This window comes from Streptomyces sp. MMBL 11-1, from assembly GCF_028622875.1.
GTDB lineage: Bacteria > Actinomycetota > Actinomycetes > Streptomycetales > Streptomycetaceae > Streptomyces.
The window spans coordinates 7,664,629-7,689,537 of the sequence record NZ_CP117709.1; the positions used below are offsets into that span (position 1 = coordinate 7,664,629).

Sequence of the window (24,909 nt, forward strand, 5' to 3'; positions counted from 1 at the left end):
GCTGACAGTTCGGCCCGTGGAAGAAATGGTGCTCCGGTTGGAGGGCTTACTGTTCCCGTCGATCGCCGACGTGACGGTGCTGTCCGTCGCCGTGAACGACAAGGCGGTACGTATAGAGGCCCGAAGTACGGTGCCCGGGGCCATCTGTCCCGGATGCGGGATCTGGTCACGGCGGATTCACAGCTCCTACCTGCGATTTCCCGCTGATGTGCCCAGTGGAGGCAGACAGGTCGCTCTCTGCTTGCGCGTTCGCAAATTCCTCTGCCCGGTCATCTCGTGCGGGCGGCGGACCTTCGCCGAACAGCTGCCCGGCTTGACCCGTCGGTACGGCCGACGGACCGAGCGCCTGCGGTCGACGCTGGCCGCAGTCGGCCTCGCGCTCGCCGGTCGGGCCGGTGCCCGCCTGGCGCGCCTCTTCGGCGTGTCCGTTAGCCGCAGCACGGTGCTCAGGCTGGTCGAAGCGTTGCCCGACCCCGAGGTTCCAGCCCCGCGGGTGGTCGGCGTCGACGAGTACGCGACCCGCAAGGGGCGTCGCTACGGGACTGTCCTGGTCGACGTCGAGAGCCGGCGTCCAGTGGACCTGCTGCCCGACCGGGAGGCGTCCAGCCTCGCGGCTTGGCTCGCGAAGCGGCCCGGGGTGGAGGTGGTCTGCCGCGATCGGGCGCCGTTCTTCGCCGAAGGTGCCAGGGCCGGAGCACCGCAGGCGGTGCAGGTCGCGGACAGGTGGCATCTTTGGCACAACCTGAGCGAGGCTGCAGAACGGTGCGTCGCAGACCACCGCGGATGCCTGCAGGTCCTGGTACCAGATCCGGCCCAGCCTGGCCCCGAGCCGGAGAAGTTCAAAGACCCTTCCGGCTCGCCTTGGCCGAGGGGACACCGCTTCGCTGACCGCACCCGTGCCAACCACGCGACCGTCCACGAGCTGCTGGCCGCCGGGATCAGCCGGAGGGCGATCGGCCGCCAACTCCGGATGACCTCCCGCACCGTCAAGCTCCTCGCCGACGCAGCCACCCCGGAGGACCTGTTCCAAGGGCAGTGGCAGGGCCGACCATCCAAACTCGACGACTTCAAGCCCTACCTGGATGACCGCTGGAACCAAGGCTGCACGAACGCCTGGAGAGTGTGGGAGGAGATCGTGCCGCTCGGCTATCAGGGCAGCTACCAGCGGGTTCGCGCCTATTTCCGGGAGAAGCGGCTCTCACCCGGCCTCGTCACAGCGCGGCCACCGTCCCCCCGGGCGGTCGCCGGATGGATCCTGCGCCGGCCAGAGACCCTCACCGAGACGGAGCATCTTCGGCTCAAGGCCGTTCTGGTCCACTGCCCTGAACTGGACGCCCTCACAGGCCACGTCCGCTGCTTCGCGCAGATGCTCACCGAGCGCCAGGGCGAACGGCTGCCGCAGTGGCTCGATGCCGTCCGGCGAGACAACCTCCCTGGCCTCCATACCCTCGCCGCAGGCATCGACCGTGACCGCGATGCAGTCATCGCCGGCCTCACCCTGCCCTGGAACTCCGGGGTTGTCGAAGGCCACGTCAACCGGATCAAGATGCTGAAACGTCAGATGTTCGGCCGGGCCGGCTTCCATCTTCTCCGCAAGCGCGTCCTGCTCTACTCGTGAAGCACAGGTCAGACCGCATCATCAACGAGGCCGAAGCCCTCCGGAAACCCTTCCAGGAACTCCCGCCGCGCGGGGTCTGACTCGGCTTCGGCCATCGTCCCGAGCAGGCCGATCAGCTCGCTCCGCTGGTCACTCGACAGCTTGCTGACCAGGTGGGCGACACCCTCCAGGACCTTGACTGCGTCATCCGGATCCACCTGCTCGTCTTCACTGCCCTCGATGAACCACAGGACATCGACCAAGGCCGCGGCCAAGGCGTGGGTCAGAGATGAGTACACGGGCATCAACGCGGTCTCCCAGCAGGTCACGGCAGCAGAGTCCGGCCATCCCACCACACACCACTGACATCACACTCAGTCAGCCCTCCACGGAAAGTGAGCCAGAACCGAATCATGTGAACATTCATGCGCGTGCTGACTTCAGTCTGCTGTCCGAAACTCAGCAACAATCGCTGCCGTCAGAAGTGAATGAAGCCACGTGTCCTGCTCTACTCATAGGACATCGCCTTCGCGGCCATGCACGTCGCAGGGCGCATCAGACTCAGACCGCCATGAATCGGCCCAACTCGCGCGACTTGTACTGAAGGGCAGTGATTTAAGCCGCCTCAGAGGAAACCGGGGCAGCCGGCACCTGAAGAACCTTGAGGCTGCCGCCCTCGGCAGAGCCTGATGGCTGCCATTTCACCTCAATGCCTGCCCTTTCCGCCAGGACCAGCTCCGTGGCGACGAAGCCCTCGGACTAGGCAGCCCCGGGCCCGGGGACGTGAGCGCTCCGGACCGGGGTCGGGTCGCCGTGGGTTACAGCCGCTGCGGGCACGGCTCCGGGTGAACCGGTCTGTCCCGGCCGATCGGCGCGGTCGGGACAGACCGGGAGAAGGCGTGCTGCACGAGGGACGTGGCCTGCCCAGTTTCACCGGGTGCACACCCTTCCTCCCAGGCCGCGCGGGCACTCGGATCCGCCCGCCCCGGGAGGCGACCGCACCAGCACCCCGCCCGGCTCCGTGGTCAACGCGCCGCCGGGTCGCGGCCGGCACGCCGGAAAGCCGCCGAGCGGTGTCGTCAGGCCGCTCGCCGGAGGGGTGGAGCCGTACCGGCCCCCCGGGGGTTGTCGCAGAGCAGGCCCGACGTGGTGGGGCACGCGCGCGAAGGTGAGGGCCGGACGCGTCGTCAGTGCGATCTGGCGCGGGCGGCTACGGGCTTCGTGTCCATCTCGAGTGAGGAGGCACGGCCGCTGTAGTTGAAGGACCGGCTTGCCGGGTGGAAGGGGACCAGTGCCTTTCAGCGTCACCAGGAGCCTGCGCGCGCCTGCGGTGTCGTCCTCGGTGATGAGGTCGGATACCGGCTCCTCGTCATACTTCTCGGCCCCCGCTCCCGCGCCGCCCGGTGCCACTCGGCACCAGTCGGTCGTAGGCGTGGATCGCGTCAGCAAGCCCACGCCTCGCGTGCCGCCACGTCACCGCCGGGCGAACGCAAGAGCGACCGCGTACCGGTCCGGCAGGTACGTCCCCTCTCCTAACCCCGTGCCAGCAACACGAGTTCGGCCCTCTGCCACGCAGCTGAGGGCCGAACGTCTTGAACAGGGCTAGATGGCTCCAAGGGAACGGACTGGGCCGGGCCGGGATGATGGAGAGCATCAGGGGCGACGACGTGCACCAGGTCGCCGTGCCGGTATGACCGCCCCGTGGTCTGACACATACGTCAGCCTGCGTGTGAGGGGCTGTCACACCCCGGCGGTGTCACGATCCGAGCTCCGCCCGCCGCCGCGTACCTGGTAGACGCCCGGACTCACCTCGTCTGAGTGTTCGGCAATAGTTCGTACCAATTCGGCGGGCCACATGGTTTCGCGGTTCCAGGTCGCTCCTACTGGAAGGCGCATGTTCGAAGCGCTCAAGAGCGTCGCGCTGATTAGGTCGGCACCGGACAGGTCCGCGCCAGCCAGGTCCGCGCTGGTCAGATTTGCGTGGGTCAGGTCCGCGCTGATCAGGTTCGCACCGGACAGGTTCACCCTGGTCAGGTCCGCGCTAGTCAGGTTCGCGCCAGTCAGGTCCGCACCGGTCAGCACCCCGTCGGCCAGATGCGCACCAACCAGAGACGCGTCGATCAGATTCGCATCCATCAGAAGCGCGTCGGTCAGCCTCGCGTACGTCAGGTTCGCGCCGCTCAGATCCGCGTTGGTCAGCCCCGCGTAGGTCAGGTTCGCGCCGTGCAGATCCGCGCTGGTCAGCCTCGCGCGGGTCAGGTCCGCGCCGTGCAGATCCGCGTTGATCAGCTTCGCGCCGGACAGGTCCCCGCCGATCAGGTTTGCGTGGGTCAGGACCGCCTGGGTCAGGTCCGCGCCGACCAGGTTTGCGCGGGACAGTTTCGCCCTGGTCAGGTCAGCCCCGGACAGGTCGGCGTTCGACAGGTCACCGCCGGACAGGTCCGCGCCGGACAGATCGACGCGGGACAGAGCCGTGCCGGACAGATCGACGCGCGACAGCAGCCGATCCGTCTCGAACAGAGCCGGATCCGAATCGGGTCGGGGCTGGGTGAGGCCGGCGGTCTCGGGGACCGGTTCGCGGGGCATCTCCTCGGCGTGCCGGGTGATGGCTTCGGCCGTGGACTTGATAGCCCAGGCCGGGGCATCGGGGCAGGCGAGGTAGAGCAGTTCGCGCAGGCGGTCTGCGTGCTCGGCTGCTTCGGAGTGCGTCATGTCGCCTCCAGCGTAGGCCCGGGACTCACAACGGGGGTCTGGTGCCTGACACAGATGGGACACCGGTAGCCGGGTACGTCACTGACTGACAGAAGGAAGTGGACTGCCTCGTTCTCGGCCCTCTGCACAGCCGTCGCGGCTCTGTCTCGCAAGGATGCCGCCCCCATGATGATCTCGATCAGGCGCGTGAAGTGCTGCTCTGCCAGGTGCCAGTTGGGGTCGGCAGGCTGGACGGTGCGGTCCAGGGGGTGCCGGGCACCGAACGCCATGACTGCGGCCTTGACCGCTTCGCTGCCCTGTTTGTGCACGTCGTGCAGAGTGATCACGCGCCGTCTCCGGAGGCCGGTGGCGGACTGGGAGGCACAGCCAAACCGCGTAGTTCGCTGAGCACCTCGCTCAGCTCGCGTGCACGGTGGGTTTTGATCTGTTCGGTGATGACGTAGCCGGCCGCCGCTCCGACGACGGCGGGGATCGCGGCCCAGCCGATCAGGGAAAGCGGCCAGGCGCACCACTGCGGACGGACTTCGGCGGGTGAGGTGATGCCGAGCATCACGTCATAGGCGTCCGTCCAGCCGATCAGGAACCCGTTCAGGACGTACAGCATCCCGCACACTGAAAGCACGAGGGCGCCGCGGCTGAGCAGCCAGAAGCCGAACCGGGGCAGGGCGTGCCGGTCTGCCCAGCGAGCCCGTAATCGTTGCCGCCGCCCCGGAGGCGGAGGGCCGCCGCCGTGCGGAGGAGGTGGTTCGTGGGACACAGGCCCACGGTAGTAGCTGAGTTGTCTGCCAGTCAGGTGAACGGCGGCTTCCGCCGCCCCCTCTGCGTTGCCGAGCCAGGGAATGAATCAACCACCGCCAAGGGCTCACGATCCGCTCCTGGTCCGGGTGCTTCTCATGGGGTGACCCGGGTCGCACTGTTATCCGGTGGAAGCGCGGCCGGGTTCGCGGGCGGAAGTGGCGGGCTCGCCGGTGATGACGCGCAGGCTGGGTTCGTGGAGGGGCTGCACATGATCCGGAACCATGCCGGGCGGGGGCACCATCCGTCGAGGTACATGGGCCGGACGGTGCCGTAGGCGTGGCGGCGCAGGTCGGCGGTCTGGTCCCGGAGGTGACCACCCCGCGCACGACTTTGACGGCCAGGCCGTTAGCAACCGGCTCGGACTGCATCAGCGCGCCCTGGACGAGAGTCTGGACGTCGTCCTCGACAGTGCAGTCGGCTTGCGGGAAGTCCTCATCCATTCCCGCCACGACACCGCCGTCGACGCCCTCGGTGCCCTCCTGAACGCTGAAGCCGGACTGGCCGACATCCTTCAGTCCACTCTGAGCAGCGACGCCATCGCCTGGATCTCCCGCGTACTCGTCCTCCACCCCGACGAACAGACCGCCCTGTTCCGTGAGCCGGACGGCCCGTGTCCCCGCTGAGGTCGACGCGTGACTATCCCCGACGACCTGACGATGTCCCACCCCGTCTACACGCTCAACCTCACCGGCAACCAGCGCAACATCCTGGAGTAGCTGACCCAGAACGGCGCCCTGTTCACCACCTTGGAAGTCGACCCGGAGCGAATCGCGGACAGCTGCCCAACCTTCGTCTCCACCGTCTACGATGCCCTGACCCGCCTCAGCATCTTGCGCCTGAATCGGGTGCTGAGCCGCGCCGACCTGATCTCCCCGCCCTCTGGACCCACCCCCATCTCACCGTCCTCACGGATGTGCCGAAATCGGTGGTGCAGGCCATCGTGGGCCGGGCATAGAGCCCGTCGGCCACCTGCCGACGGCGGGCTACGAGAATTGCAGTACAACCTCGATCTCCTCGTCCTCGTCACCCAGCCGGCCCCCTGTCGGCTCGAAGCCCAGACGCCGGTAGAACTCCTCCGGCCCCCCGGGCCCTTCGCCGTAGCTGGTGTAGAGCTCCTTCATACCTTGGGCCCTCAGCTCCTCCACGACCTTCTCGACGACGCGGCGACCGAAGCCCAGTCCCTGGAACTGGCCGGAGATCATGAGCCGCCACAGATAGGCGCCGGGGCACTCGATGCCGTCGTCCCAGTCGGACCCGATGTGGACCATGACGAAGCCGGCCAGGGTCTCATCGGCGTAAACAGCCCTGAACCAAGCGTTGCTCGAGCAGAAGCCCTCGGCGATGGACATGCCGTTGTCGGCGACGAAGCCCTGCTGCTCCTCGGACAGTGTTTCGCTGAGTTCGCACACATCACACACATTCAGCGCGGTAATACGACGGAACGTCAGCTCCGCGCCTCTGCTGATCGATTTCTCAGGCACACGAACCACCTTGTCATCTTCCGGAGTCGGCAGCGTATGCGCTTGCACCCACGGCGTCCCAGAGGTTTTCGCCGGGCCCGACCCCGGAGGGGCCCATGGGTACAAGCGTGACCTTTAGCCGGATGCGGCTGGACAGACTCAGGCCGTTGGGGGCAACGCCTTGTGATTCACCCGCCAACCCATGCGGCGCAGTTCGGCGTGGATGCGCGGGACGCCGTAGGCGTGGCGGCAGCGATGTGCAGCACGGTGATCTCGTGCGCGAGATCCTCGTCGGCAGCCTGCCGAGCGCGGCGGGCTGCCTCGCCCTCGCACCCGGCGCTGTAGGAACAGGCAGAGGTCAAAACTCAAGCTAAGTGGTCGGCTCTGGAAATCCTTCGGGGGTTGACTCCCGCGCCAGGGCCGTGCATTCCTGTGCGTTGGTTGTCGGGCGCGGCGAGGTAGAGACCGCGCCCGGCACGTGCAGCGCCAAACAGGCCAGCTCCGTCCTCATCCGCGGTTGCGCCGTTACGCTCGCTCCTCCAGGCGCCAGGTCAGCCTGAGTCGGCCGATCAAGTCGACGAACAGCTCGAAGCTGCGGTCGACCCGGTCCCGGTCTGCGGTGGCGAGCAGGTCGAGTTGGAGGCCGCGAGCCTGCGCCACGATCATCGAGGCCACCAGGGGCGCCTGATCAGCCGGGCACCCCTCGGTCACCACCAGGCTCTCCATCAGCGCGAGTGAGTCGAGGGCGGCCCGCTGGAGGTAGCGGGCGTAGCGTTCGGGCTCCCGTACCGCTAGGGCATGTACTTCGAACAGCAGTCGGTAGACGGCCATGTCGCCCGGGGCAGTTGTGGTCCGCCACCAGCGCGTCAGGCTCGTCAGATCGCGCGGAGAGTCGGCGAGGTCCGCGGCATCCGCCAGCCGTCGCCGGAGGAGCTCGATCACCTCCGTGAGCAGGTTCTCCTTGGAGCCGAAGTGATGCAGCAGCGTCCCATGGCTCACCCCGATCGCGTCGGCCAGCGGCCGCATTGCCAGGCCGCTGACGCTGTGCTCCAGGACGTAGTCAGCGACGGCGCCTAGGAGTTCAGGCCGCCGGTGCTGGTAACGAAGACTCCGACCGTCGATGCGCTCCGTGTCCACCCGGCCGATGTTACGCGAGCGACAATAGATTGACCAAATGGTTGAGCTATTTTTACGGTGGTCGGCATGAGCCACGACATCGGACGTCTGCACCACGTAGGCCACGTCGTCCGCGACATGGGCGAGGCCCTCAACCTCTATCGGCGGCTTGGCTTCACCCTGGCACCGCCGGCCTATCCCGCGATGGCCCTGAGCAAGGGGGCCGCCCCGGAGCCGTTCGGCGCGGCGAATACTCACGCCGACTTCCCGCGCAACTTCGTCGAGCTCGTCACCTGCGTGCCGCAGGGAGGGGCCACCCAGGTCCCCAGCGAGGCGAAACTCGTCCCCCTGCGGGCTCCAGCCGAGTTGCTGCCCCAACTTGTGGAACGCATCAGCAACACCAGCGCCAATATCGCAGCGTCCCTCCAACGCTTCGAGGGCCTGCACATCCTCATGTTCTCCTCGCCCGACATCGACGCCGCCGCCGCACGACTGAGCGCTGCCCGCGTGGCGCACGGCGGAGTCAACACCGTCCACCGTGCTGTGGAGACCGCCGACGGATCCCGCACGGAGTCCGTCCGCTATCTGGAGATCGACAGCCGTGAACCGGCCGTGAGGCCGGGGACGGTGGCCGAGGGAAGGGTGGGGGTCGTCGCAGACCTGGACCCGCTGGTGCAAGCTGCTCGGCAGCTCGACCACCCCAACGGTGCCCTCGACCTCGTCGAGGTCGTGACCTGTGTGGCGGAAGCCGACCTCGACGCCACTGGGGCCAGGTACCAGGACTACCTCGGCAGCCCGGCGCAGGCCGACGGGCCGTCGCGGTTCTTCGACCTTGACGGCGCCCGGCTGACGCTCGTGCCCGATTCCCAGCTCCCGACCGTCCTGCCAGGCGAACACGCCCCCGCTGTCCCCGCATTCGTCGCCTACGCAGTCGCCGTGCGCGATCTCGCCGCCACCCGGAAGCTTCTGCACGACAACGGATTCCCACTCGGCCGAACCGACTCGGGCAACATCTTCGTACCCGCCGCGTCTGCGCTCGGCGCCGCGATCATCTTCCGCGAGGCGAGCCAGGTACGCCGGTGACCCCTCCGCACGGCAGGGCAACCCCGATGAGCGACCCGTCGTGATCTACTCCTCCCGATCGGCCTTCACTTGATGCCCGTTGCTCTGGCCCGCTCAATATCCCTGATCGCCGCCGAGCGGCACCGGCTGAAAAAGGTGGCCTGCGGTCACAAGACCGAGCACCGGCTGGGGATGCGCGCGCAGATCGTGCTGCACGCGGCGCGTGGACGCTCCAACGCGCAGATCGACCGTCAGACGGGACTGCACCTCGACACCGTGCGCAGGTGGCGGGGCCGGTTCGCCGAAGCGCGCCTGGAGAGCCTGGCGGATCGCAAGCGCTCCGGCCGTCCCGGCGCGTTCACCGCATTACGGGCCGCTTCGGTCACTGCACTGACGTGCCGACTGCCCGCCGAGAGCGGGGTGCCGATCTCACGCTGGTCGGCCCCGGAACTGGCACGTGAGGCCATCGCGCGCGGCATAGCGACCTTCCTTTCCGCCTCCACTGTGCGCCGATGGCTCGCTCAGGATGTGTTCAAGCCCTGGCAGCATCGCTCCTGGATCTCCATCACCGACCCCGACTTCCGCCCCAAGGCTCAGCGGGTGCTGGAACTGTATGCCTACGGCAGCGGTGGCGCGATGGCCTACCTGGCCGCCGACGACGTCCAGCACGCGAAGGTGTTCGGCCGCACCGAACCACGCACCGGCATCGACCCGTTCATGAATCTGGTCACCCAGGTCATGAGCCGCGAGCCCTACGCCAGCGCCAAGCGCGTGTTCTGGATCGTCGACAACGGCTCCTCCCCCGCGGCAAGAAGCCGCCGACCGGTTGACCAAGGCATACAGCACAGCCGTCTCAGGGGAAGTTCACCACCTCCGACCTGGATGATCTGCTGGCCAGGCTCGACCGGCACCCCGCCGATCACCAGGCAGAATCCTCCAGCCCAGGCAGCATGACCAACCCCCGAAGGACTTCCTGCGCCGACCACTAAGTCTGGCCCCTGTGCGCTTTCCTGCTGGGTGGGAGGGTGGCCGAGGTGCGGCCACCCTCGATGGTGCCTGTGGTCCGGTCAGGAATCGGCGGTGTCGCCGGTGTTCGGGGTGCGGTCGTCCAGGGTGATGGTGACGAGCGGGCCGTCGTCGGGGGAGAGGGCAGCGAGGCTGTTGCCGATGCGTTGGTAGACGGCTTCGGCGAGCTCCCGGTCGCCGTCGCCTTCGGTGGCGGTGTTTCGCAGGTGGGACAGGCTGATGAGGACGGCGATGAGTGAACGGCCCGAGATGTTCGCCGCGATGCGGTTCTCGCCTTGGTCGGCGATCTGCGGAGGCATCCGGAAGTGGGGGTGCCCGCCGGCCCAGCCGGACAGGAGTTCCCACAGGTCACGGTGGCACACCAGCACGGCGGAAGAGATTCCCGCGGCCTGCGTCAGTACCCTGCTGTGCTCGGGATCGGCGGCGGGTCGCCCCCGGTCTCCGGCCCCGGTCTGCGGGGCGGCCGGAAGACGCTCGACGAGGCCGGCGACCTCCGCGCGCAGAGCGGCGATCTGCCCGCCCAGCTCCCCGACGGCGGACGGCGCGTCGTCGGCCTCGGGCCCCGGAAGCGCGGCAGCCACCGCCTCACGGACCGCATCAGCGACCTGGTCCCGCGTGAGGGGAGCCTGCGTTTGCTCGGCGAGCGCCTCGCGCACAGCCTCAGCCACCTGCTCCCGCGTCAGCGGGGCCTCGGTCTCCGGGCCGGCCTGCGGTCCGTCCTCAACGTCGGGTCCGCTCTCGACTGCGGCGTTGGTTTCAGCAGCGGGCACGTCAGCCGTATCCGCGCCCTCGGCCGAGGCGGCGTCTTCCCTGGCCGAGGCGGCGCCCACGGTGACGCTGTCCACCCGCTGTTCCGGCACTCCGTCCAGCAGAGAGTATTCGCTGTACACGGTCTCCGCCGTGGTGTCGTACCCGCTGCCCGCGCCGGCTGTGACGGTCACCGCAGCCGGTGTGGGTGCCAGGGAGGTGACCTCTCGTGCGACGCCGGCCAGGGTCGCCTGCACGACGGTCACCAACTCGTGCAGCCGGCGCAGTTGGTCAGCGGTAGCACTGTCCCTGTCCGCGTCCCGGGCCGCGTACGGCACGGGCAAGAGCTTCTGCGTGTCCAGGAGCGTCCTGGTCATGCGGGCGAGCTCCTTGGTCACGGAGGTGTGGGCATCGGTGTTGGTGTTCTTCACCTCTGTGAGCCCCCGGTCGAGGGTCTCGCTCAGCGTGGTGCTGGTGTGCAGCATCGCCTGATGCAGCATGGTCAGCCCGCTGGGGGCTTCGTCGCGGTCCCCGTTGCCGTTCGCGTCTTCTCCGCCGTTCCTACCGAACAACACTTCACCCTCACTTTGAGTACGCATGCGGTTACACAGGTAGTTTTCCGTGTGGCCGTCACCCGTACAGCCGATTCCCGCAGGTCGGGGGCGAATGGCCGGATCCCGCGTAACGGCTGATAGGCATACGGTTCAACTCCCGCCGGGAGGAGCAGCGCTCGCCGGGCCCGCTTCCCGCCCGTGCAGTAGGCGCTCGCCCCGGATGCGACGTGGCAGGCACGGCGCCGGGCCGCCGACGTCGGCGGAAAGGGGCCGCGTCAGTGGCCGGCCCGTCTCGCCCGGCACCCGGACAGGCGCGACCTCTGACGCGGGTGAGCGACGGTTGTGGGAACCGGCGTGCACGCTCTCGGTCCCGTCATGCGCCCATATCGGGTCGCATTCCGAAGGCGGCTGGATGAAGGTCCAGGGCAGATCACATCTGTCCTCCACCTTGGTGCTTCCGCCTCCGTCCGCGCTATTCACGCTGCGTATGCTGTGCCGATGGAAAAGCCCGTGGAGCTGGTGATTTTCGACTGCGACGGAGTTCTCGTGGACACGGAGCGGATCGCGCTCCGGGTCCAGCTGCGCATCGGCGCCGAGCTCGGGTGGCCGCTCACCGAAGATGAGGTCGTCGAGCTCTTCATGGGGCGTTCGCTGGTTTCCCTGGCGGAAGTGGTGCGGCCCCGCCTGGGCGACCGGGCGGCGGAGCTGTGGTGCGAACGGTTCACGCGGTACCACCGGGAAGAGGTCGACGCGGGTCTGATGCCTGTGGACGGTCTGCCCGAGGCGCTCGCCGCCCTGGACCGGACGGGTCTGGCGACCTGTATCGCGTCCGGCGGCACCCACGAGAAGATGGCGCACACGCTGGGGCGTACCGGCCTCTACGAGCGGTTCGCCGGGCGTATCCACAGTGCGACCGAGGTCGAGCGGGGCAAGCCCGCTCCCGACCTGTTCCTCCGCGCGGCCGCCGCGATGGGCTTCGACCCCGCCGTGTGCGTCGTGGTGGAGGACAGCCGTCCCGGCGTGTCGGCGGCGCGCGCCGCCGGGATGCGGTGTCTCGGTTACGCGGGTGGTGTCACCCCGGGGGACTGGCTGGAGGGGCCCGGGACCACGGTGTTCCACGACATGCGCGAGCTGCCCGGTCTGCTCGCCGGACAGTTCGCCGTAGCCGGGCTCGCGGTCGACGGGGGTCCCGGTCCGGCGCCTGCCGTGGTCGGCGGGGCGGCGTGATGATGCCGCGTGCCGAGGCGGTGGGCCGGCCCGGCGTCAAGACCGTCGGTGGTCCTCCCGGTCCAGGAAGACGAGTTGGGCCCGCTTGTCGGGGAGTTCGATCTGCGGGCCCTTCGTGAAGCCGGCCCGCAGGAAGCGTGCGATCGCCCGGTCGTTGCGGGCGTCCGGTTCCGCGACGATCCTTCTGCGGTCGGGGTTCTCCAGCAGGTGGGTGAGGAAGAAGCCGAGCAGGTGGCCGGTGAATCCGGGCCTGACCGGGCCGACCGGTGTGCCGATGAGTATGTGGATGCCGTGGTCGCCGGGCTGGACCTCGTAGCACTCGGCGACCGGGTCGTGTTCGGGTTCGTAGCTCTGGAAGAGCGCCACCGGGCTGCCGTCCAGGTGGACGAGGTGGGCGTGATGGGTCGTCAGGGAGTCCACGTACGCGTAGACCTCCTGGACGCGCTCCCGGTCGGCGCCGAGCATGCCCCAGTACCGGGCACGTTCCTGACTGACCCACGCGTGGAGGACGCCGGCGTCCGACGCGGGCGCGACGGGCCGCATGCTGACCGTCCCGAACCCCTCGATCATTTCCTGATGGGTCGTCGCCGGGCGGTTCGGAGCTGTCGCTCCGTAGTTGTCATCGTGTGTCATATGCCTTCAATTCACTCGCGAGAGGCCCGGAACGCGGCCGCTTCGATTACGCGACGGAGTGCTCGGGGGACTTAAAAGCCCAGGTCGGACCCGTGTAGAGTACCTGCAGCACTTTCGGATCGAGCGCTTCTGCGAAGGCGGGGAAAGGGAGAAACCCTCGTGGCGATCAGGGGCAACAAAACGGCCGGAACTGCCGATACGGACTTCGGTCCGTCAACTCAGCTGCAAGAGATGCTGTTCACGTCGATGCTGGCGAACCCCGACGAGAACCGCGCATTCAACGTGGAGAACATCCACGTCCTCCGCGGCCCGGTCGACGTGACCGCCCTGGGCCGTGCGGTGGACCTCGTCGTCGAACGTCACGAGTCGCTGCGCACCGCCTTCGTGACCGGCCATCAGGGCGTCGGCCTGCGGGTCCTGCCCGCTCCGACCGGTGCGCTGGTCTGCCGTGACCACACCGGAGGCGCCCCGCTGTCCCCGGCGGCGCTGGAGGACATCGTCCGCGCCGACACCGAGCACCTCTTCGACCTCGCGGGTGAACGGCCCAGCCGTTTCACCCTCCACCGAACCGGCGAGGAGGAGTACGTCCTGGTCGTCGTCGTCCACCACCTCGTACTCGACGGCTGGTCGATGGGCGTCCTGCTGGACGACCTGGGCTCCGCGTACGCGGCCGTCCGCGCGGGCGAGAGGCCCTTCGGCCCAGGACGTCCCGGGCAGCTGGGCGACTTCGCCCGGTACCAGCGGGAACTGACCTCCTCCCCCGAGGCCGCCGCCCTCCTCGACTTCTGGGCCCGGCAACTGGCGGGTCTGCAGGACGGCTCGACCGTTCCCTACGACCGTCCGGCCCGCCCCTACCAGACCTTCGCCGGCGACCGGCTGGACTTCGAGCTGCCCGCGGCCCTCGCCCGGAGCGTCGGCGAGGTGGCGCGCGCCGAGCGGGTCACCGTCGCCGGTGTGACGCTGCTCGCCTACCAGTTGCTGCTGCGTGAGTACGCGGGCCAGGAGGACATCGTCGTCGGGGTGCCGACGGCGAACCGGGTGCAGCCGTGGACGCACGACTGCGTCGGATTCCTGACGAACACCCACTGCGTCCGGTCGAAACTGCCCGCTCGCACGCCACTGCGCGATCTGCTCCACGCCACGGCCCGCGCTCTCACCGACGCCCTGCGGCACCAAGAGGTGCCCCTCATCGCCGTCTACGAGGACCTGATCGCGCGCTACGGTGCGGACAACCTGCCGCCCTACCTCTTCAGGACGCTGTTCATCTGTCACACCCACCGCGTCGCCCCGCTGGCGCTGGAGGGCGTCGCCTGCGCCCGCAGACCCTTCTCCCAGCAGGCCAGCAAGGCCGACATCACGCTGAACGTGTGGCCCGACGAGGCGGGCATCCGCTGCCAGATCGAGTACAACACCGACCTCTACGACGCGTCGACGATGGAGCGGGTGGCCGAACGCTACCGGGCCGTGCTGGCCGACATCGTCAACGACCTCGTCTGGTAGTGCCCGCTCCCTGTGCGCGCGCCCGCCCCCGGGCCTGCCCCCGCCGGTCCCCGAACCTCTCGTCCGACCATCGCACCACCTCGTCCCGGAGCACGGCGAGGCGCTGCGGCGTGCCGCCCGCGCGCGGGCGCACCGTCCCTTCCACCGACCGAGGGAAACCGATGTCCATCGTCAACGAAGCCATACCCGTCGGCGGGCCCGACCCCGCCGAACAGGCGGTGACCGCACTGCTGACCGCTCTCGGCGTGGACCTCGCCGAGGAGTCCCTCGCCGACACCCCGAGGCGGGTCGCCGCGGCCTACCGTGAACTCCTGGAGCCGCACGAGTTCACGGCGACGACCTTCCCGAACGATGACGGCTGCGACGAGCTGGTCCTCGTACGGTCGATCCCCTTCCAGTCGCTGTGCTGCCACCATCTGCTGCCGTTCTTCGGCGTTGCCCACGTCGGTTACGTCCCCGGCAAGCGGGTGCTGGGCCTGTCCAAGCTGGCGCGGGTCGTCCAGGCGTCGGCGCGGGGTCTGCAGATCCAGGAGCGCATCACCACCCGCATCGCGGACTGGCTGACCGAGGAACTCGATCCGCTGGGCGCGGGTGCGGTCGTCGAGGCCCAGCACACCTGCATGTCGGTGCGGGGCGTCAAGGCCGTCGGTGCCTGGACCACCACCTCCGCCGTGCGGGGCGTCCTGCGTGAGGACCCGCACCGCCGCGAGGAGTTCATGCGCCGTGCGGAGAGCGGGAGCGGCGGCGGGGCGGGCTGGCGATGACCCGTCCCTCCCCGGGCGGGGAACCTGAAGCCCGCCCCTTCCCGGGCGGGGAACCGGAACCCCGCCCCTCCCCGGGCGGGGAACCGGAGCGCGTCGACCTGCTCGGTCGGTGTCTGGGCGCCGCTCCCCGTCGGGATGCCCCTCCGGCGGACACCGCCGCCCTCCGGGGCACGGACGGCTCGGTCCTGTCCTACCGCGAGCTGGCCGACGCGATCACGGCGCGGGCCGCGGAGCTGAGGAGCGCGGGCGCCGGTCCCGGGCGGCTGGTGCGGGTGGACGCGGAGCGCACCCCGGCCGCCGTCGTGGAGCTGCTGGCTGTCCTCGCCGCCGGAGCGGCCTTCGTGATGCTCCCGGCCGGAGCGGTGCCCGGACCCGGTGTCGCCGAGATCCTGACGGGGCGGCGGGAGCTGCCGGCGGACGCCGCGTACGTGATGACCACGTCGGGCAGCACGGGGGCGCCCAAGGACACGGTGGTGACCCGTGCGGGGTTGCGGCACGTGTTCGGCGGCCTGCGCGACGCGCCGCAACTCGGCTTTCCCCAGGGGCTGGTCTGGGCCCAGTTCCACCCCCTCACGTTCGGCTACTCGATGTGCGAGGTGCTCGGCGCGCTCGCCTTCGGCGGGGAGCTCGCCCTGGTGGACCGCGAGTCACCGCTCACCTGCGCGGGGGTAGGCGACCTGGTGACCTCGGCGCGGTCCGAAGGCCGCGGGACGGCGCTCTGCCTCACCCCATCGGAGCTGTCCCTGCTCACCGCGCGGCTCCGCGAAGCGGGCGCCGGCGTCCCCGAGTTCGTCCTGCTGAGCGGCGAACCGGCGCACCGGGGGCAGCTGGCCGAGTTCCTGGCCCTGCCGGGCGGCGACCGAAGCGTCGTCGTCAACACCTACGCGGCCACGGAGACCGCCGGGCAGATCACCGCCGACCGGGTCACCGCGGCCGACGTGCCCGCCGTCATGGCCGGATACGTCGGCCACCCCCTGCCCGGCGTCCGGGTCACCCTGCTGACGGCCGAAGGCGCACCCGTGCCGCCGGACGACCCGGGGACGACCGGCGAGGTGCACGTCCAAGGGGCCGGGGTGGCCGCCGGATACCTCGACCCGGGGCAGACGGCCGACCGGTTCGTCCGCGTCGGTCCGGAGCGGGAGATCGCGTTCCGGACCGGGGACCTGGGCCGCTGGGCCGAGGGCGGCGGCCTGCGGATCGTCGGACGGGGCGGGCGTCGCCTGAAGGTCGCCGGGCGCTGGGTCGCCCTGGAGTCCGTCGAGCGCGCCCTGCTCGCCGGGGGCTGCGTCGACGAGGTCTCCGCCGCACCCACGGAGATCCGCCTGGAGGGGGCCGACCCACAGGAGTGCCTGCAGGTCACGGCCGTTCCCCGGGACGCGTCAGGGGTGACGGCGGAGCGCATCCGGGGGCAGGTCGTCGCCGCTCTCGGCGCGCCCCTGACCGTTCGTCTGGTGCTGGTCGACACGCTGCCCCGCACCCGTAACGGCAAGGTCGACACCCGTACGCAGGCGGTCCCGGGTCCTTCGCCGACGGGCGGCGGCGGACTCGCCGCCCAGGTGCGGTCGGTGTGGCAGGAGATTCTCGGCGCGGGGATCCCGTACACCGCCAACCTCTTCGAGGCGGGCGTCGACTCGCTCGGCGTGGTCACGGCCGCCGCGCGGCTCACCCGGGTGCTCGGCCGCCCCGTCACCCCGGCCTTCCTTCTCGACCACCCGCGCCTGGACCTCCAGATCGCCGCGTTGAGCGGGGACGTCGACGGCCCGAAGGCCGCCCCGGCGTCCCGGGGCGCGGCGGCGAGGCGTGCCGCGCTCGCCGGTCGGCGCGACCGGCGGCGGGCCGCTCGCGGCGTCGCCGCGGCTGTTACGGATCCCACTCCCGATTCCCCCACGCCCACCCAGAGTCACCAAGAAGAGGAGCCAACGAGTTGAACGGCAAAGGCATAGCCGTCCTCGGATACGCGTGCCGCGTACCGGGCGGGCGCGACGTCGCCGACCTGTGGAGCATCGTGGCCGACGGCCGTGACTGCGTCACGCGGGCCTCCACCAACGTCGGAGCCACCACCGGCGGCCGGGTGCACGCGTACGGCGTACTGGACGACATCGGCATGTTCGACGCCGGTTTCTTCGGGTACTCCCCGCGCGAGGCAGCCGAGATCGACCCGCAGCAGCGTCTGCTGCTGGAGTGCGCCGTGGAGGCCCTGGAGTCCGCGGGCGTGCGGGCCGAGGGGTCCGGCCACGACATCGGCGTCTTCGCGGCCACCGGGCTGAGCGGCTACCTGCTCACCACCCACGGCGGGCGGGCGACGGCCGACGACAACCTCTCCACGCTGATGGGCGGGGACGGCCACTACGCCGCCACCCGCATCGCGTACAAGCTCGGTCTGACCGGTCCCGCGATGTCCGTCGGTTCCGCGTGTTCCTCCTCCCTGCTCGCCATCCACACCGCCGCGCAGGCCATCGCCGCGGGCGAGTGCGACCTGGCGCTGGCAGGCGGTATGGACATCGAGTTCCCCCAGCCCGTCAGCTACCTCCGGCAGGAGGGCGGCATCATGGCGCAGGACGGCGTCTGCCGTCCGTTCGACGCCGGGGCGAGCGGCACGGTCTTCGGCTCCGGCGGCGGTCTGGTCCTGCTCGCCGACGCCGAGGTCGCCGAGGAGCGCGGCTGGCCGGTCCGGGCGGTCCTGATGGGCTCCGCCGTGAACAACGACGGCGCCGAGAAGGCCTCGTTCACCGCTCCGCGTTCCTCCCGCCAGGCGGAGGCCATCGCCCAGGCCATGGAGGTCGCCGAGGTCGACCCCGCGTACATCGGTTACGTCGAGTGCCACGGCACCGGCACCCAGCTGGGCGACCGCAGCGAACTCTCGGCCCTCATGGGGGCGTTCGGAGACACCCCGCTGCCGCCGCTCGGCTCCGCCAAGGCCAACTTCGGACATCTGCGGGTCGGCGCCGGAGTCATCGGCTTCATCAAGGCCTGCGAGGTCGTGGCGCGCGGCGTCGTCCCCCCGCTCGCCAACCTCGAACGCCCCATGGACGCCCTGCGCCCCGGCGACACACCGCTGCCCCGCACCGCCGGCGCCCTGGACCTGCCCGTCGGCGAGCGGTTCGCCGGAGTCAACTCCTTCGGCTTCGGCGGCACCAACGTCGCCGCGGTCGTCCGGGGCCACCAGGACGTCCGGCCGGTCCCGGCCCCCGCCGAGGGCCCGCACGTGCTGCGGCTCTCCGCCGCCGACCCCGACTCCTGCCTGGCCACCGCGGGCGCCCTGGCCGAGCTGCTCCGCTCCGACGAGGCTCCCGCAGTGTCCGACGTCGCGCACACGCTGCGCGTGGGCCGGGACGATCACGCCTACCGTCTCGCCACGGTCGGGGCGACCCCCGCCGAGCTGACCGCCGGGCTGGAGGGCGTCGGCGCGCACACCGTCGAGGGGTGGCACAAGCCGGGTTCCGAGACCCTGCTCATGCTGCCCGGTCAGGGCAGCGACCTGCTGCCCACGGCCCGAGCCCTGTACGGCTGGGAGACGGCCTTCACCGAGGCCCTCGACCGGCTGTGGACCGCCGCGCGGACGATCGAACCGTCGCTGCCGGCCCTGTCGGCCGCACTGGAGGAGGCCCCGGCCGACTCCACCGCCGGCCTGGCCACCGCCCACTGTCTGCACACGGCCGTCCTGCTGGCCCTCACCGAGCAGCTCGCCGCGCGCGGGGTCCGCGCGGACCGCCTCGTCGGGTACTCGCTCGGCGAGTACGCGGCCGCTGCCGCCGCCGGGGTCATCGGCGAGCAGGACGCCCTGCGCCTCGTACTCGCCCGGGCGGACGTCCTGCGGGACGCCCCCGCCGGCGCCATGATCGCCGTACGGCTGCCCGCCGACGAGATCGCCGCCGTGGTCCCCGAGGAGCTGGCCGCCCCCGCCGTCACGCTGAGCGCGGACCGTACCGTCGTATCGCTCGCCTCGGACGCCCTGCGGCGGGTCACCGGCCTGCTGGCCGACGCGGGCGTCCCGCACCGGGTGCTCGAACCGGCGCTGCCCTACCACTCCGGGCTGCTGGCCGGGGCCGCCGAGGCGTTCGCCCCGGTCGCCGACGCCGTGGCCGTCCTGCCGGGATCGGCCCGCCTCGTCACCACCGCCGCCGGGCGGGAGACTCTGGGCGCCGGTTACTGGTCCGCCCATCTGGCCGGTCCGCTCGACCTCACGCCGGCCGCCCGCGCCGTCGCGGAGGCCGCCGCCTCTCGCGGCTGCGTCGTCGTCGACCTCAGCCCCGACGGGTTCCTCGCCCGTGCGGTGGACGGGTCGGCCGCCGTCGCGGTGCGCCCGCTCCGTGCCGACAAGGACCCGCGCGACGCGTGGGTCCACGGCCTCGCCGCCCTGTGGGTCGTCGGACTTCCCTGCGAGACCGGCCCGGCGGCCGGCGGCGAGGGCCGGACGATCGAGCTGCCCGCCCGCGTGTTCGCGCGGGAACAGCACCTCAAGGAGGCCGCCCCCGCCACCGCCGACCCGGCCTCCCGGGCCCGCGGCACCGTCCGGCGGGAGAAGGACCTCGATCGCTGGTCCTACTACCCGAGTTGGCGGTTCCGCCGCCGGGGTCCCGGGGTGCACGACGCCGCCGGCGAACGCTGGCTGGTCCTCGCGGAGGCCGACGGAGAGGGTGCGGAGGTCGTGGCGGCCCTGCGGGCCCGCGGCGTGGACTGCGTCCACCTGGCGCCGCGGGCGTCCGGTGCGGAGCGGACCGCCGACGACGTCCTCCTCGTCCGGCCGGGCGACGAGGAGTCGGTGAAGTCGGCCGTACGGGGACTGGGCCTGGACCAGCACCCCGTCGACCGGGTCGTCCATCTCTGGTGCACCGCCCCGCTCCTCGACGGCGAGACGCTGGACGGCCGGCTGGCCGTGCTGGAATCCGAGTACGACCGGGGCTTCTACAGTCTCCTGTACGCCGTGCAGGAGATCGGGCTGGTCCAGGGCTCGCGTCACGTGCGCCTGGACATCGCGGCCCGGGGCATGCACCCCGTCAGCACCGACCCCGCCGACACCGTGCCCGACCGCGCCCTGCTCGCCGGCCCCGGCCTGGTGATCCCGCAGGACTTCCCGGCCATGTCGGCCCGCACCCTGGACATCACCGGGCTCCCCGTGGACGGCTGGTCCGCCGAGCTGGTGGCGGAGCTCCTCGGCACCTCCGCCGACACCACCGTCGCGCTGGCTCCGGGGTCGCGCTGGGTGCGCTGCTACGAGCGCGACGAGCTGCCGCCCGTCCCCGAGGACCGGCTTCCGCTGCGTCTGCGCGAGGAGGGCGTCTACCTCATCACCGGCGGTCTCGGCGGCATCGGCATGACCCTCGCGGAATACCTGGTCCGCACCTGCCGCGCCCGCCTCGTCCTGACCGGCATGGACGCCGTCCCGGACTCCTCCCTGTGGGAGAACGGCGACGACGAACCCCTCGACGGCGTGGACCAGGCGCTGGCCGAACGGGTGACGCGCATCCGCAAGCTGGTCGCCCTCGGCGGCGAGATCGTCGCCGCCCGGTGCGACGCCGCCGACCGGGACCAGACCGCCGAACTGTTCGAGACCATCGAGAAGCGGTTCGGCCGGCTCGACGGCGTCGTGCACGCCGCCGGGGTGTTCGAGACCCAGCGGGCCTTCCGAGGCCTGGACGACACCGGTCGCGAGGACTGCGTCAGGCGGCTGCGTCCGAAGGTCGAGGGCACGCTGGTGCTCGCCGAGTTCCTGCGGGGCCGCAAGCTGGACTTCGTCCTCATGCAGTCCTCGCTCTCCTCGCACCTGGGGGGCCTCGGCTTCTACGCCTACACCGCCGGCAACGCCTTCATGGACTCCTTCGCGGAGCGCCACCGCGACGCCGACATCCCCTGGATGACGGTCAACTGGGACGGCTGGATCTTCCGCGAGCGCGACGACGACACCCTGCACCAGTCGGTGGTGTCCCCGTCCTTCGCCTCCCCGGACTTCGGCGTCGTCGCCGAGATCGCCATCCGGCCCAGCGAGGGGCAGGACTTCTACAGCCGGCTGATGAACATGACCGAGCCGCACCAGGTCCTGATCTCCACCGCGGACTTCGAACGCCGCATCGACCAGTGGGTGCGCTCCGCGGCGGACCGCCAGGCGGCGCCCGCCACCGCCGGACAGGCCGGTTCCGGCGACGACGCCGACATCGAGTCCGGTATCGCGGAGGTCTGGACGGACGTCCTCGGCATCGGCGACCTCACCGGCACCAGCGACTTCTTCGCCCTCGGCGGGGACTCCCTGCTCGGCGTCACCGTCGCGCACCGGCTCAGCCTGCGGTTCGACGTGGTCCTGTCCGTGATCACCATGTTCGACAATCCCACCATCGCCCAGACCGCTGCCGAGATCCGCCGTCTGCGCGGCCGGTCGGCTGCCGGAGGAACCAAGTGACGACCCCCACCCACCACGAGTCCCAGGCGTCGGCCTGCGCGTGTGCGGCCGACGAGGCCGCCTCCACCGTCGGCACGCCGGGCGGATACCCGGCAGGGGCGTTCGCCGTCACCAAGCTCTTCGACGACCTGCCCTGCTGCCACCGGTCGTGGGCGCACGACGGCAAGTGCCGCTTCCTGCACGGCTACGAGCGCAGCTTCGAGATCGAGTTCGTCTGCGCCGAGCTGGACCCGGTCACGGGCTTCGTCGTGGACTTCAGCGCCCTGAAGAACGTCCGCGCCCTGCTGAACGACCAGTTCGACCACACCACCCTGGTCGCCGTGAACGATCCCGAACGGCCCCTCTTCGAGGAGCTCGCCGCACGCGGCGTCGTCGACCTGCGGGTCATGGAGCACACCGGGATGGAGGGAGCCGCCGCCTGGGTCATGGACGAGGCGGGACGGCTGGTCCGCGAGGCCACCGACGGCCGGGTGTGGATCCGCCGCGTCGAGGCCCGTGAGTGCCGCAAGAACTCCGTCGTCCTCACCGCCTCCCCGGGGGACGCCGCGCGGTGAGCCTTCCCGATCTGGGCACGGGAGCGGCCGGACCGGCCGCTCCCGTGCACCCCGTACTCCCCGGCGCCACCGGCGCCGGGAAGCGCCTTCTGCTCGTCCCCGGTCTCGGCCAGAGCGCCGCGCACTGGGGGCCGTTCGCCCGCTGGCTGGCCTCCCGGGACCGCGCGCTCCTCGCCGTCGACCCGGGCGCGCTCGCCGCGCAGAGCGCCGCGCCCAGGGGCTCGTACGACCGGTTGCGGGAGATGGCCGAGGCGCTGGCCGCCGCGTGTGACGAACACGGGATCAGCGGTGTCCTCGGCCACTCGGCGGGCGCTCCGGCCGCCCTGCTGACCGCCTCGCTGGCGGACTTCGGCACGGTCACCCTGATCGAGCCGGTGCCGTCCCACTTCGCGGTGCACCCGGCGCCGCGAGGACCCGGCACGCCCGGTCCCGACGTTCCCGGCACTTCCGGTCCCGACGTTCCCGGCACTCCCGGTCTCGTCGCCCGGCCCGGCGACGATCCGGGGGAGTCCCTGCGGCGGCTCCATCCGCTCGCCGCCGAGACCACGCTGCGGGCCGTCACCGCCGCTCTCGCCGCCGTGGGGCCGTCTCCGCCGCCCGCGCCGCCCCTGCCGGAGTCGGCGCGCCCCCTCCTGCGGGACCGGGCCGACCGGACCGGCGCGGCCCTCGCCGCCCACCTGGGCAGGGTCGTCGTCCTGCGCGGGGCGCACTCGGCCCTGCTGCGCCGGACGGACGCCGAGACGCTCGCCGCGCGGGCCGCCCACGGTGAGCTCCGCGTCGTCGAACGGGCGGGCCACTCCCCGCACATCGACGCTCCCCGGGCGGCCGTCGCCGCCTTCCTCGGAGAGCGGCCGTGACCGTCGTGACCGAGCGCCGCTCGGCCCTGGGGCTCCGTGACTTCCGGCTGCTGATCGCCGGCCAGTTCCTGTCCATGATCACCTACGGCGCCTATCTGGCCGTTCTGTCCTGGTACGCCTACCAGCTCACCGGCTCACCCGGCGCGTCCGGACTCGTCCTCGGGGCCGCCGCCGTATCGGAGGTCACCACCCTGCTGCTGGGCGGCGCGCTCGCCGACCGCTGGGACCGCCGGTCGATGATGGTCGTCGCCGACGCCGGCCGCCTGGTGGCCGTGGGGGTGCTCGCCGTCGTCACCGCCGCCGGGCACACCGATCTGATGGTGCTCACGGTGTGCGCGTCCCTCGTGAGCCTCTTCGACGGCCTGTTCTACCCCGCGCTGGGCGGGATCGTCCCGGCCACGGTCCCCGGCGAGCTGATCGGCTCGGCCAACGCCACGCTCGGCTTCGTCCGTTCCGTCAGCGCCATCGCGGGGCCGGCCCTGGGCGGGGCCGTCTACGCATCGGCGGGCATGGCGACCGTCCTGGCCCTGACCGCCTTCGCGTTCCTCGTCGCCCTCGGCACGGCGCTGGCGCTGCGCCCGCTGCCGCGCAAGGGACCGCGGGTCCGCTCCCGCCCCTTGCGGGACATCGGGGAGGGCGCCCGGTACGTCCTGTCGGTTCCGCTGCTCGTCTCCATCCCGGTCGCCGCGGTCGCCCTGCTGCTCTCCGAAGGCCCGACGCAGACGCTGCTGCCGCGCCTGGTCGAGGAGCACTTCGACGGCGGCGCGGGCACGCTCTCGCTGCTCACCACCGCGTACGGTGCGGGCGCGGCGGCCGGAGCGCTGCTGTACGCGCGGCTGATGCCCCGCCGGCGGCGGGCCGTGATCGTGTACACCATGTGGACCACGGCGCACATCCTGTGCGCGGCCATGGCGCTGACGACCTGGCTGCCCGGCGCGGTCGCGCTCGCCGCCGTGCGGGGGATGTGCGGCGGCCTCGGCTTCGCCCTCTGGGAGACGCTGCTCATGCACGTCGTCGCGCCGGACAAGCTCTCCCGGGTCTACTCGGTCAACCTCTTCGGCACGAAGGCGCTCATGCCGGTCGGCTTCGCTCTCGGCGGCTGGCTGGGCGCCCACGCCCCGGCGGCGACGGTGATCGCCTGCGGTCAGCTCGCCGGCGCGGCCCTGATGGCCTCGCTGCTCCTCGTACGGCGCATCCGCGCAGTCCAATGAACCTCTCCCCGCACAAGGACACCATGATGAAGACCGTCATCCTCGGCACCGGCGAAGTCTGCCGCCACCTCGCCCCGGCTTTCCTGTCCCTCGGTCACGAGGTCGTCGTCGGCACCCGCGACCCGGAAGCGACCCTGGCGGGCAACCACCCCTACCGTCTGCTGGCCGCCCGCCACCCGGAGCTGCGGCTCGTGTCCTTCGCGGACGCCGTCGAGGCCGCCGACCGCGCCGGACTGGTCGTCAACGCGGTCTCCGGACCGGCCTGCCTGGAGGCGCTCGCCCCGCTCGCCGAGGGGCTGACCGGGCACGTGGTGATGGACGTCTCCAGCCCCTACGACTGGTCGCGTCCGGACGCGGTCCTCGATCCGGTCAACACCGACAGCCTCGGCGAGGCGATCCAGCGCGCCCTGCCCGGCGCCTTCGTGGTGAAGACGTTCAACACCCTGGCGGCGCAGGTGATGCCCCGGCCCGACGCGGTCGGGCCCGACCACACGGTGTTCCTCAGCGGTGACGACGAGGCGGCCAAGGCCCGGGTGGCGGAGCTGCTGCGGGCACTGGGCTGGCGGGACGTGCTCGACCTCGGCGGCATCGTCACGTCCCGCGCCACCGAGATGATGCTGCGCATGTGGATCGACACCTCGCGGGCGCTGGGCACCCACCTCTTCGGTTTCAAGATCGTCCGTTGAGGCCCGGCCGG

At 71.1% G+C, this 24,909-nt stretch carries 21 protein-coding genes; 13 read left to right on the top strand and 8 right to left on the bottom strand.

All coding sequences use genetic code 11. The annotated features are described in order from the left end of the window. Nucleotides 1-16: 16 nt before the first annotated feature. The gene (locus PSQ21_RS33870) at nt 17-1,618 is read left to right on the top strand and encodes an ISL3 family transposase (RefSeq protein WP_443334413.1); all 1,602 of its coding nucleotides are present in this window, start codon (nt 17-19) and stop codon (nt 1,616-1,618) included. 8 nt (nt 1,619-1,626) lie between these two features. On the opposite strand, the gene PSQ21_RS33875 is transcribed toward PSQ21_RS33870, so the two are convergent. The 4 genes from PSQ21_RS33875 to PSQ21_RS33890 all read right to left on the bottom strand — a co-directional run bounded on the left by PSQ21_RS33875 (nt 1,627) and on the right by PSQ21_RS33890 (nt 5,066). Next, the gene (locus tag PSQ21_RS33875) at nt 1,627-1,926 is read right to left on the bottom strand and encodes a hypothetical protein (RefSeq protein ID WP_397989443.1); all 300 of its coding nucleotides are present in this window, start codon (nt 1,924-1,926) and stop codon (nt 1,627-1,629) included. A 1,411-nt stretch (nt 1,927-3,337) separates the two neighbouring features. Continuing rightward, nucleotides 3,338-4,309 carry a pentapeptide repeat-containing protein gene (locus tag PSQ21_RS33880; RefSeq protein ID WP_274035204.1) on the bottom strand — a complete coding sequence of 324 codons (972 nt, stop codon included), beginning with the start codon at nt 4,307-4,309 and terminating at the stop codon, nt 3,338-3,340. After that, nucleotides 4,306-4,635: a hypothetical protein gene (locus tag PSQ21_RS33885; RefSeq protein WP_274035205.1), complete on the bottom strand. Its 330-nt coding sequence runs from the start codon at nt 4,633-4,635 to the stop codon at nt 4,306-4,308. The genes PSQ21_RS33880 and PSQ21_RS33885 overlap by 4 nt, the downstream gene beginning before the upstream one ends. Continuing rightward, the gene (locus PSQ21_RS33890; protein ID WP_337961692.1) at nt 4,632-5,066 is read right to left on the bottom strand and encodes a DUF6313 family protein; all 435 of its coding nucleotides are present in this window, start codon (nt 5,064-5,066) and stop codon (nt 4,632-4,634) included. The genes PSQ21_RS33885 and PSQ21_RS33890 overlap by 4 nt, the downstream gene beginning before the upstream one ends. Nucleotides 5,067-5,526: 460 nt before the next feature. On the opposite strand from PSQ21_RS33890, the gene PSQ21_RS33895 reads away from it, so the two are divergent. Next, entirely contained in the window at nt 5,527-5,730 is a 204-nt protein-coding gene (locus PSQ21_RS33895) for a hypothetical protein (RefSeq protein ID WP_274035206.1), read from the top strand. Nucleotides 5,731-6,090: 360 nt separating this feature from the next. Here the strand turns inward: PSQ21_RS33895 and PSQ21_RS33900 are convergent, their stop codons facing one another. Continuing rightward, on the bottom strand, nt 6,091-6,588 hold the full coding sequence (locus PSQ21_RS33900; protein WP_274035207.1) for a GNAT family N-acetyltransferase: 498 nt from the start codon (nt 6,586-6,588) through the stop codon (nt 6,091-6,093). Nucleotides 6,589-7,092: 504 nt separating this feature from the next. Next, a complete protein-coding gene (locus PSQ21_RS33905; protein ID WP_274035208.1) occupies nt 7,093-7,704 on the bottom strand; it encodes a TetR/AcrR family transcriptional regulator in 612 nt (203 codons plus the stop codon). A 66-nt stretch (nt 7,705-7,770) separates the two neighbouring features. Here PSQ21_RS33905 and PSQ21_RS33910 point away from each other — a divergent pair, with 66 nt between their 5' ends. After that, nucleotides 7,771-8,766, top strand: a complete 996-nt coding sequence (locus PSQ21_RS33910; RefSeq protein WP_274035209.1) for a VOC family protein — start codon at nt 7,771-7,773, stop codon at nt 8,764-8,766. Nucleotides 8,767-8,838: 72 nt separating this feature from the next. Then, nucleotides 8,839-9,699 carry a helix-turn-helix domain-containing protein gene (locus tag PSQ21_RS33915; protein ID WP_274035210.1) on the top strand — a complete coding sequence of 287 codons (861 nt, stop codon included), beginning with the start codon at nt 8,839-8,841 and terminating at the stop codon, nt 9,697-9,699. A gap of 113 nt (nt 9,700-9,812) precedes the next feature. Here the strand turns inward: PSQ21_RS33915 and PSQ21_RS33920 are convergent, their stop codons facing one another. Next, nucleotides 9,813-11,090: a hypothetical protein gene (locus PSQ21_RS33920; protein WP_274035211.1), complete on the bottom strand. Its 1,278-nt coding sequence runs from the start codon at nt 11,088-11,090 to the stop codon at nt 9,813-9,815. Between the two features lie 480 nt (nt 11,091-11,570). Between PSQ21_RS33920 and PSQ21_RS33925 the strand changes: the two genes are divergently transcribed. Continuing rightward, on the top strand, nt 11,571-12,299 hold the full coding sequence (locus tag PSQ21_RS33925) for an HAD family hydrolase (protein WP_274035213.1): 729 nt from the start codon (nt 11,571-11,573) through the stop codon (nt 12,297-12,299). Nucleotides 12,300-12,335: 36 nt separating this feature from the next. Here PSQ21_RS33925 and PSQ21_RS33930 read toward each other — a convergent pair whose 3' ends face one another. After that, nucleotides 12,336-12,932: a GNAT family N-acetyltransferase gene (locus PSQ21_RS33930; RefSeq protein WP_274035215.1), complete on the bottom strand. Its 597-nt coding sequence runs from the start codon at nt 12,930-12,932 to the stop codon at nt 12,336-12,338. Between the two features lie 159 nt (nt 12,933-13,091). On the opposite strand from PSQ21_RS33930, the gene PSQ21_RS33935 reads away from it, so the two are divergent. The 8 genes from PSQ21_RS33935 (at nt 13,092) to PSQ21_RS33970 (ending at nt 24,898) form a co-directional block, all read left to right on the top strand. Further along, nucleotides 13,092-14,432, top strand: a complete 1,341-nt coding sequence (locus PSQ21_RS33935) for a condensation domain-containing protein (protein ID WP_274035216.1) — start codon at nt 13,092-13,094, stop codon at nt 14,430-14,432. Nucleotides 14,433-14,593: 161 nt separating this feature from the next. Beyond that, entirely contained in the window at nt 14,594-15,196 is a 603-nt protein-coding gene (gene folE / locus PSQ21_RS33940; RefSeq protein WP_274035217.1) for a GTP cyclohydrolase I FolE, read from the top strand. Beyond that, complete coding sequence (locus PSQ21_RS33945) at nt 15,193-17,124, top strand: AMP-binding protein (RefSeq protein ID WP_274035218.1); 1,932 nt, start codon at nt 15,193-15,195, stop codon at nt 17,122-17,124. The genes folE and PSQ21_RS33945 overlap by 4 nt, the downstream gene beginning before the upstream one ends. Beyond that, nucleotides 17,121-21,590, top strand: a complete 4,470-nt coding sequence (locus PSQ21_RS33950) for an SDR family NAD(P)-dependent oxidoreductase (RefSeq protein ID WP_274035219.1) — start codon at nt 17,121-17,123, stop codon at nt 21,588-21,590. The genes PSQ21_RS33945 and PSQ21_RS33950 overlap by 4 nt, the downstream gene beginning before the upstream one ends. Further along, on the top strand, nt 21,587-22,144 hold the full coding sequence (locus PSQ21_RS33955; RefSeq protein WP_274035220.1) for a 6-pyruvoyl trahydropterin synthase family protein: 558 nt from the start codon (nt 21,587-21,589) through the stop codon (nt 22,142-22,144). The genes PSQ21_RS33950 and PSQ21_RS33955 overlap by 4 nt, the downstream gene beginning before the upstream one ends. Further along, the gene (locus PSQ21_RS33960; RefSeq protein ID WP_274035221.1) at nt 22,141-23,001 is read left to right on the top strand and encodes an alpha/beta fold hydrolase; all 861 of its coding nucleotides are present in this window, start codon (nt 22,141-22,143) and stop codon (nt 22,999-23,001) included. Before PSQ21_RS33955 ends, PSQ21_RS33960 begins: the two co-directional genes overlap by 4 nt. Then, nucleotides 22,998-24,212 carry an MFS transporter gene (locus PSQ21_RS33965; protein ID WP_274035223.1) on the top strand — a complete coding sequence of 405 codons (1,215 nt, stop codon included), beginning with the start codon at nt 22,998-23,000 and terminating at the stop codon, nt 24,210-24,212. Before PSQ21_RS33960 ends, PSQ21_RS33965 begins: the two co-directional genes overlap by 4 nt. A gap of 23 nt (nt 24,213-24,235) precedes the next feature. Then, nucleotides 24,236-24,898, top strand: a complete 663-nt coding sequence (locus tag PSQ21_RS33970) for an NADPH-dependent F420 reductase (RefSeq protein WP_274035225.1) — start codon at nt 24,236-24,238, stop codon at nt 24,896-24,898. Nucleotides 24,899-24,909: the final 11 nt, after the last annotated feature.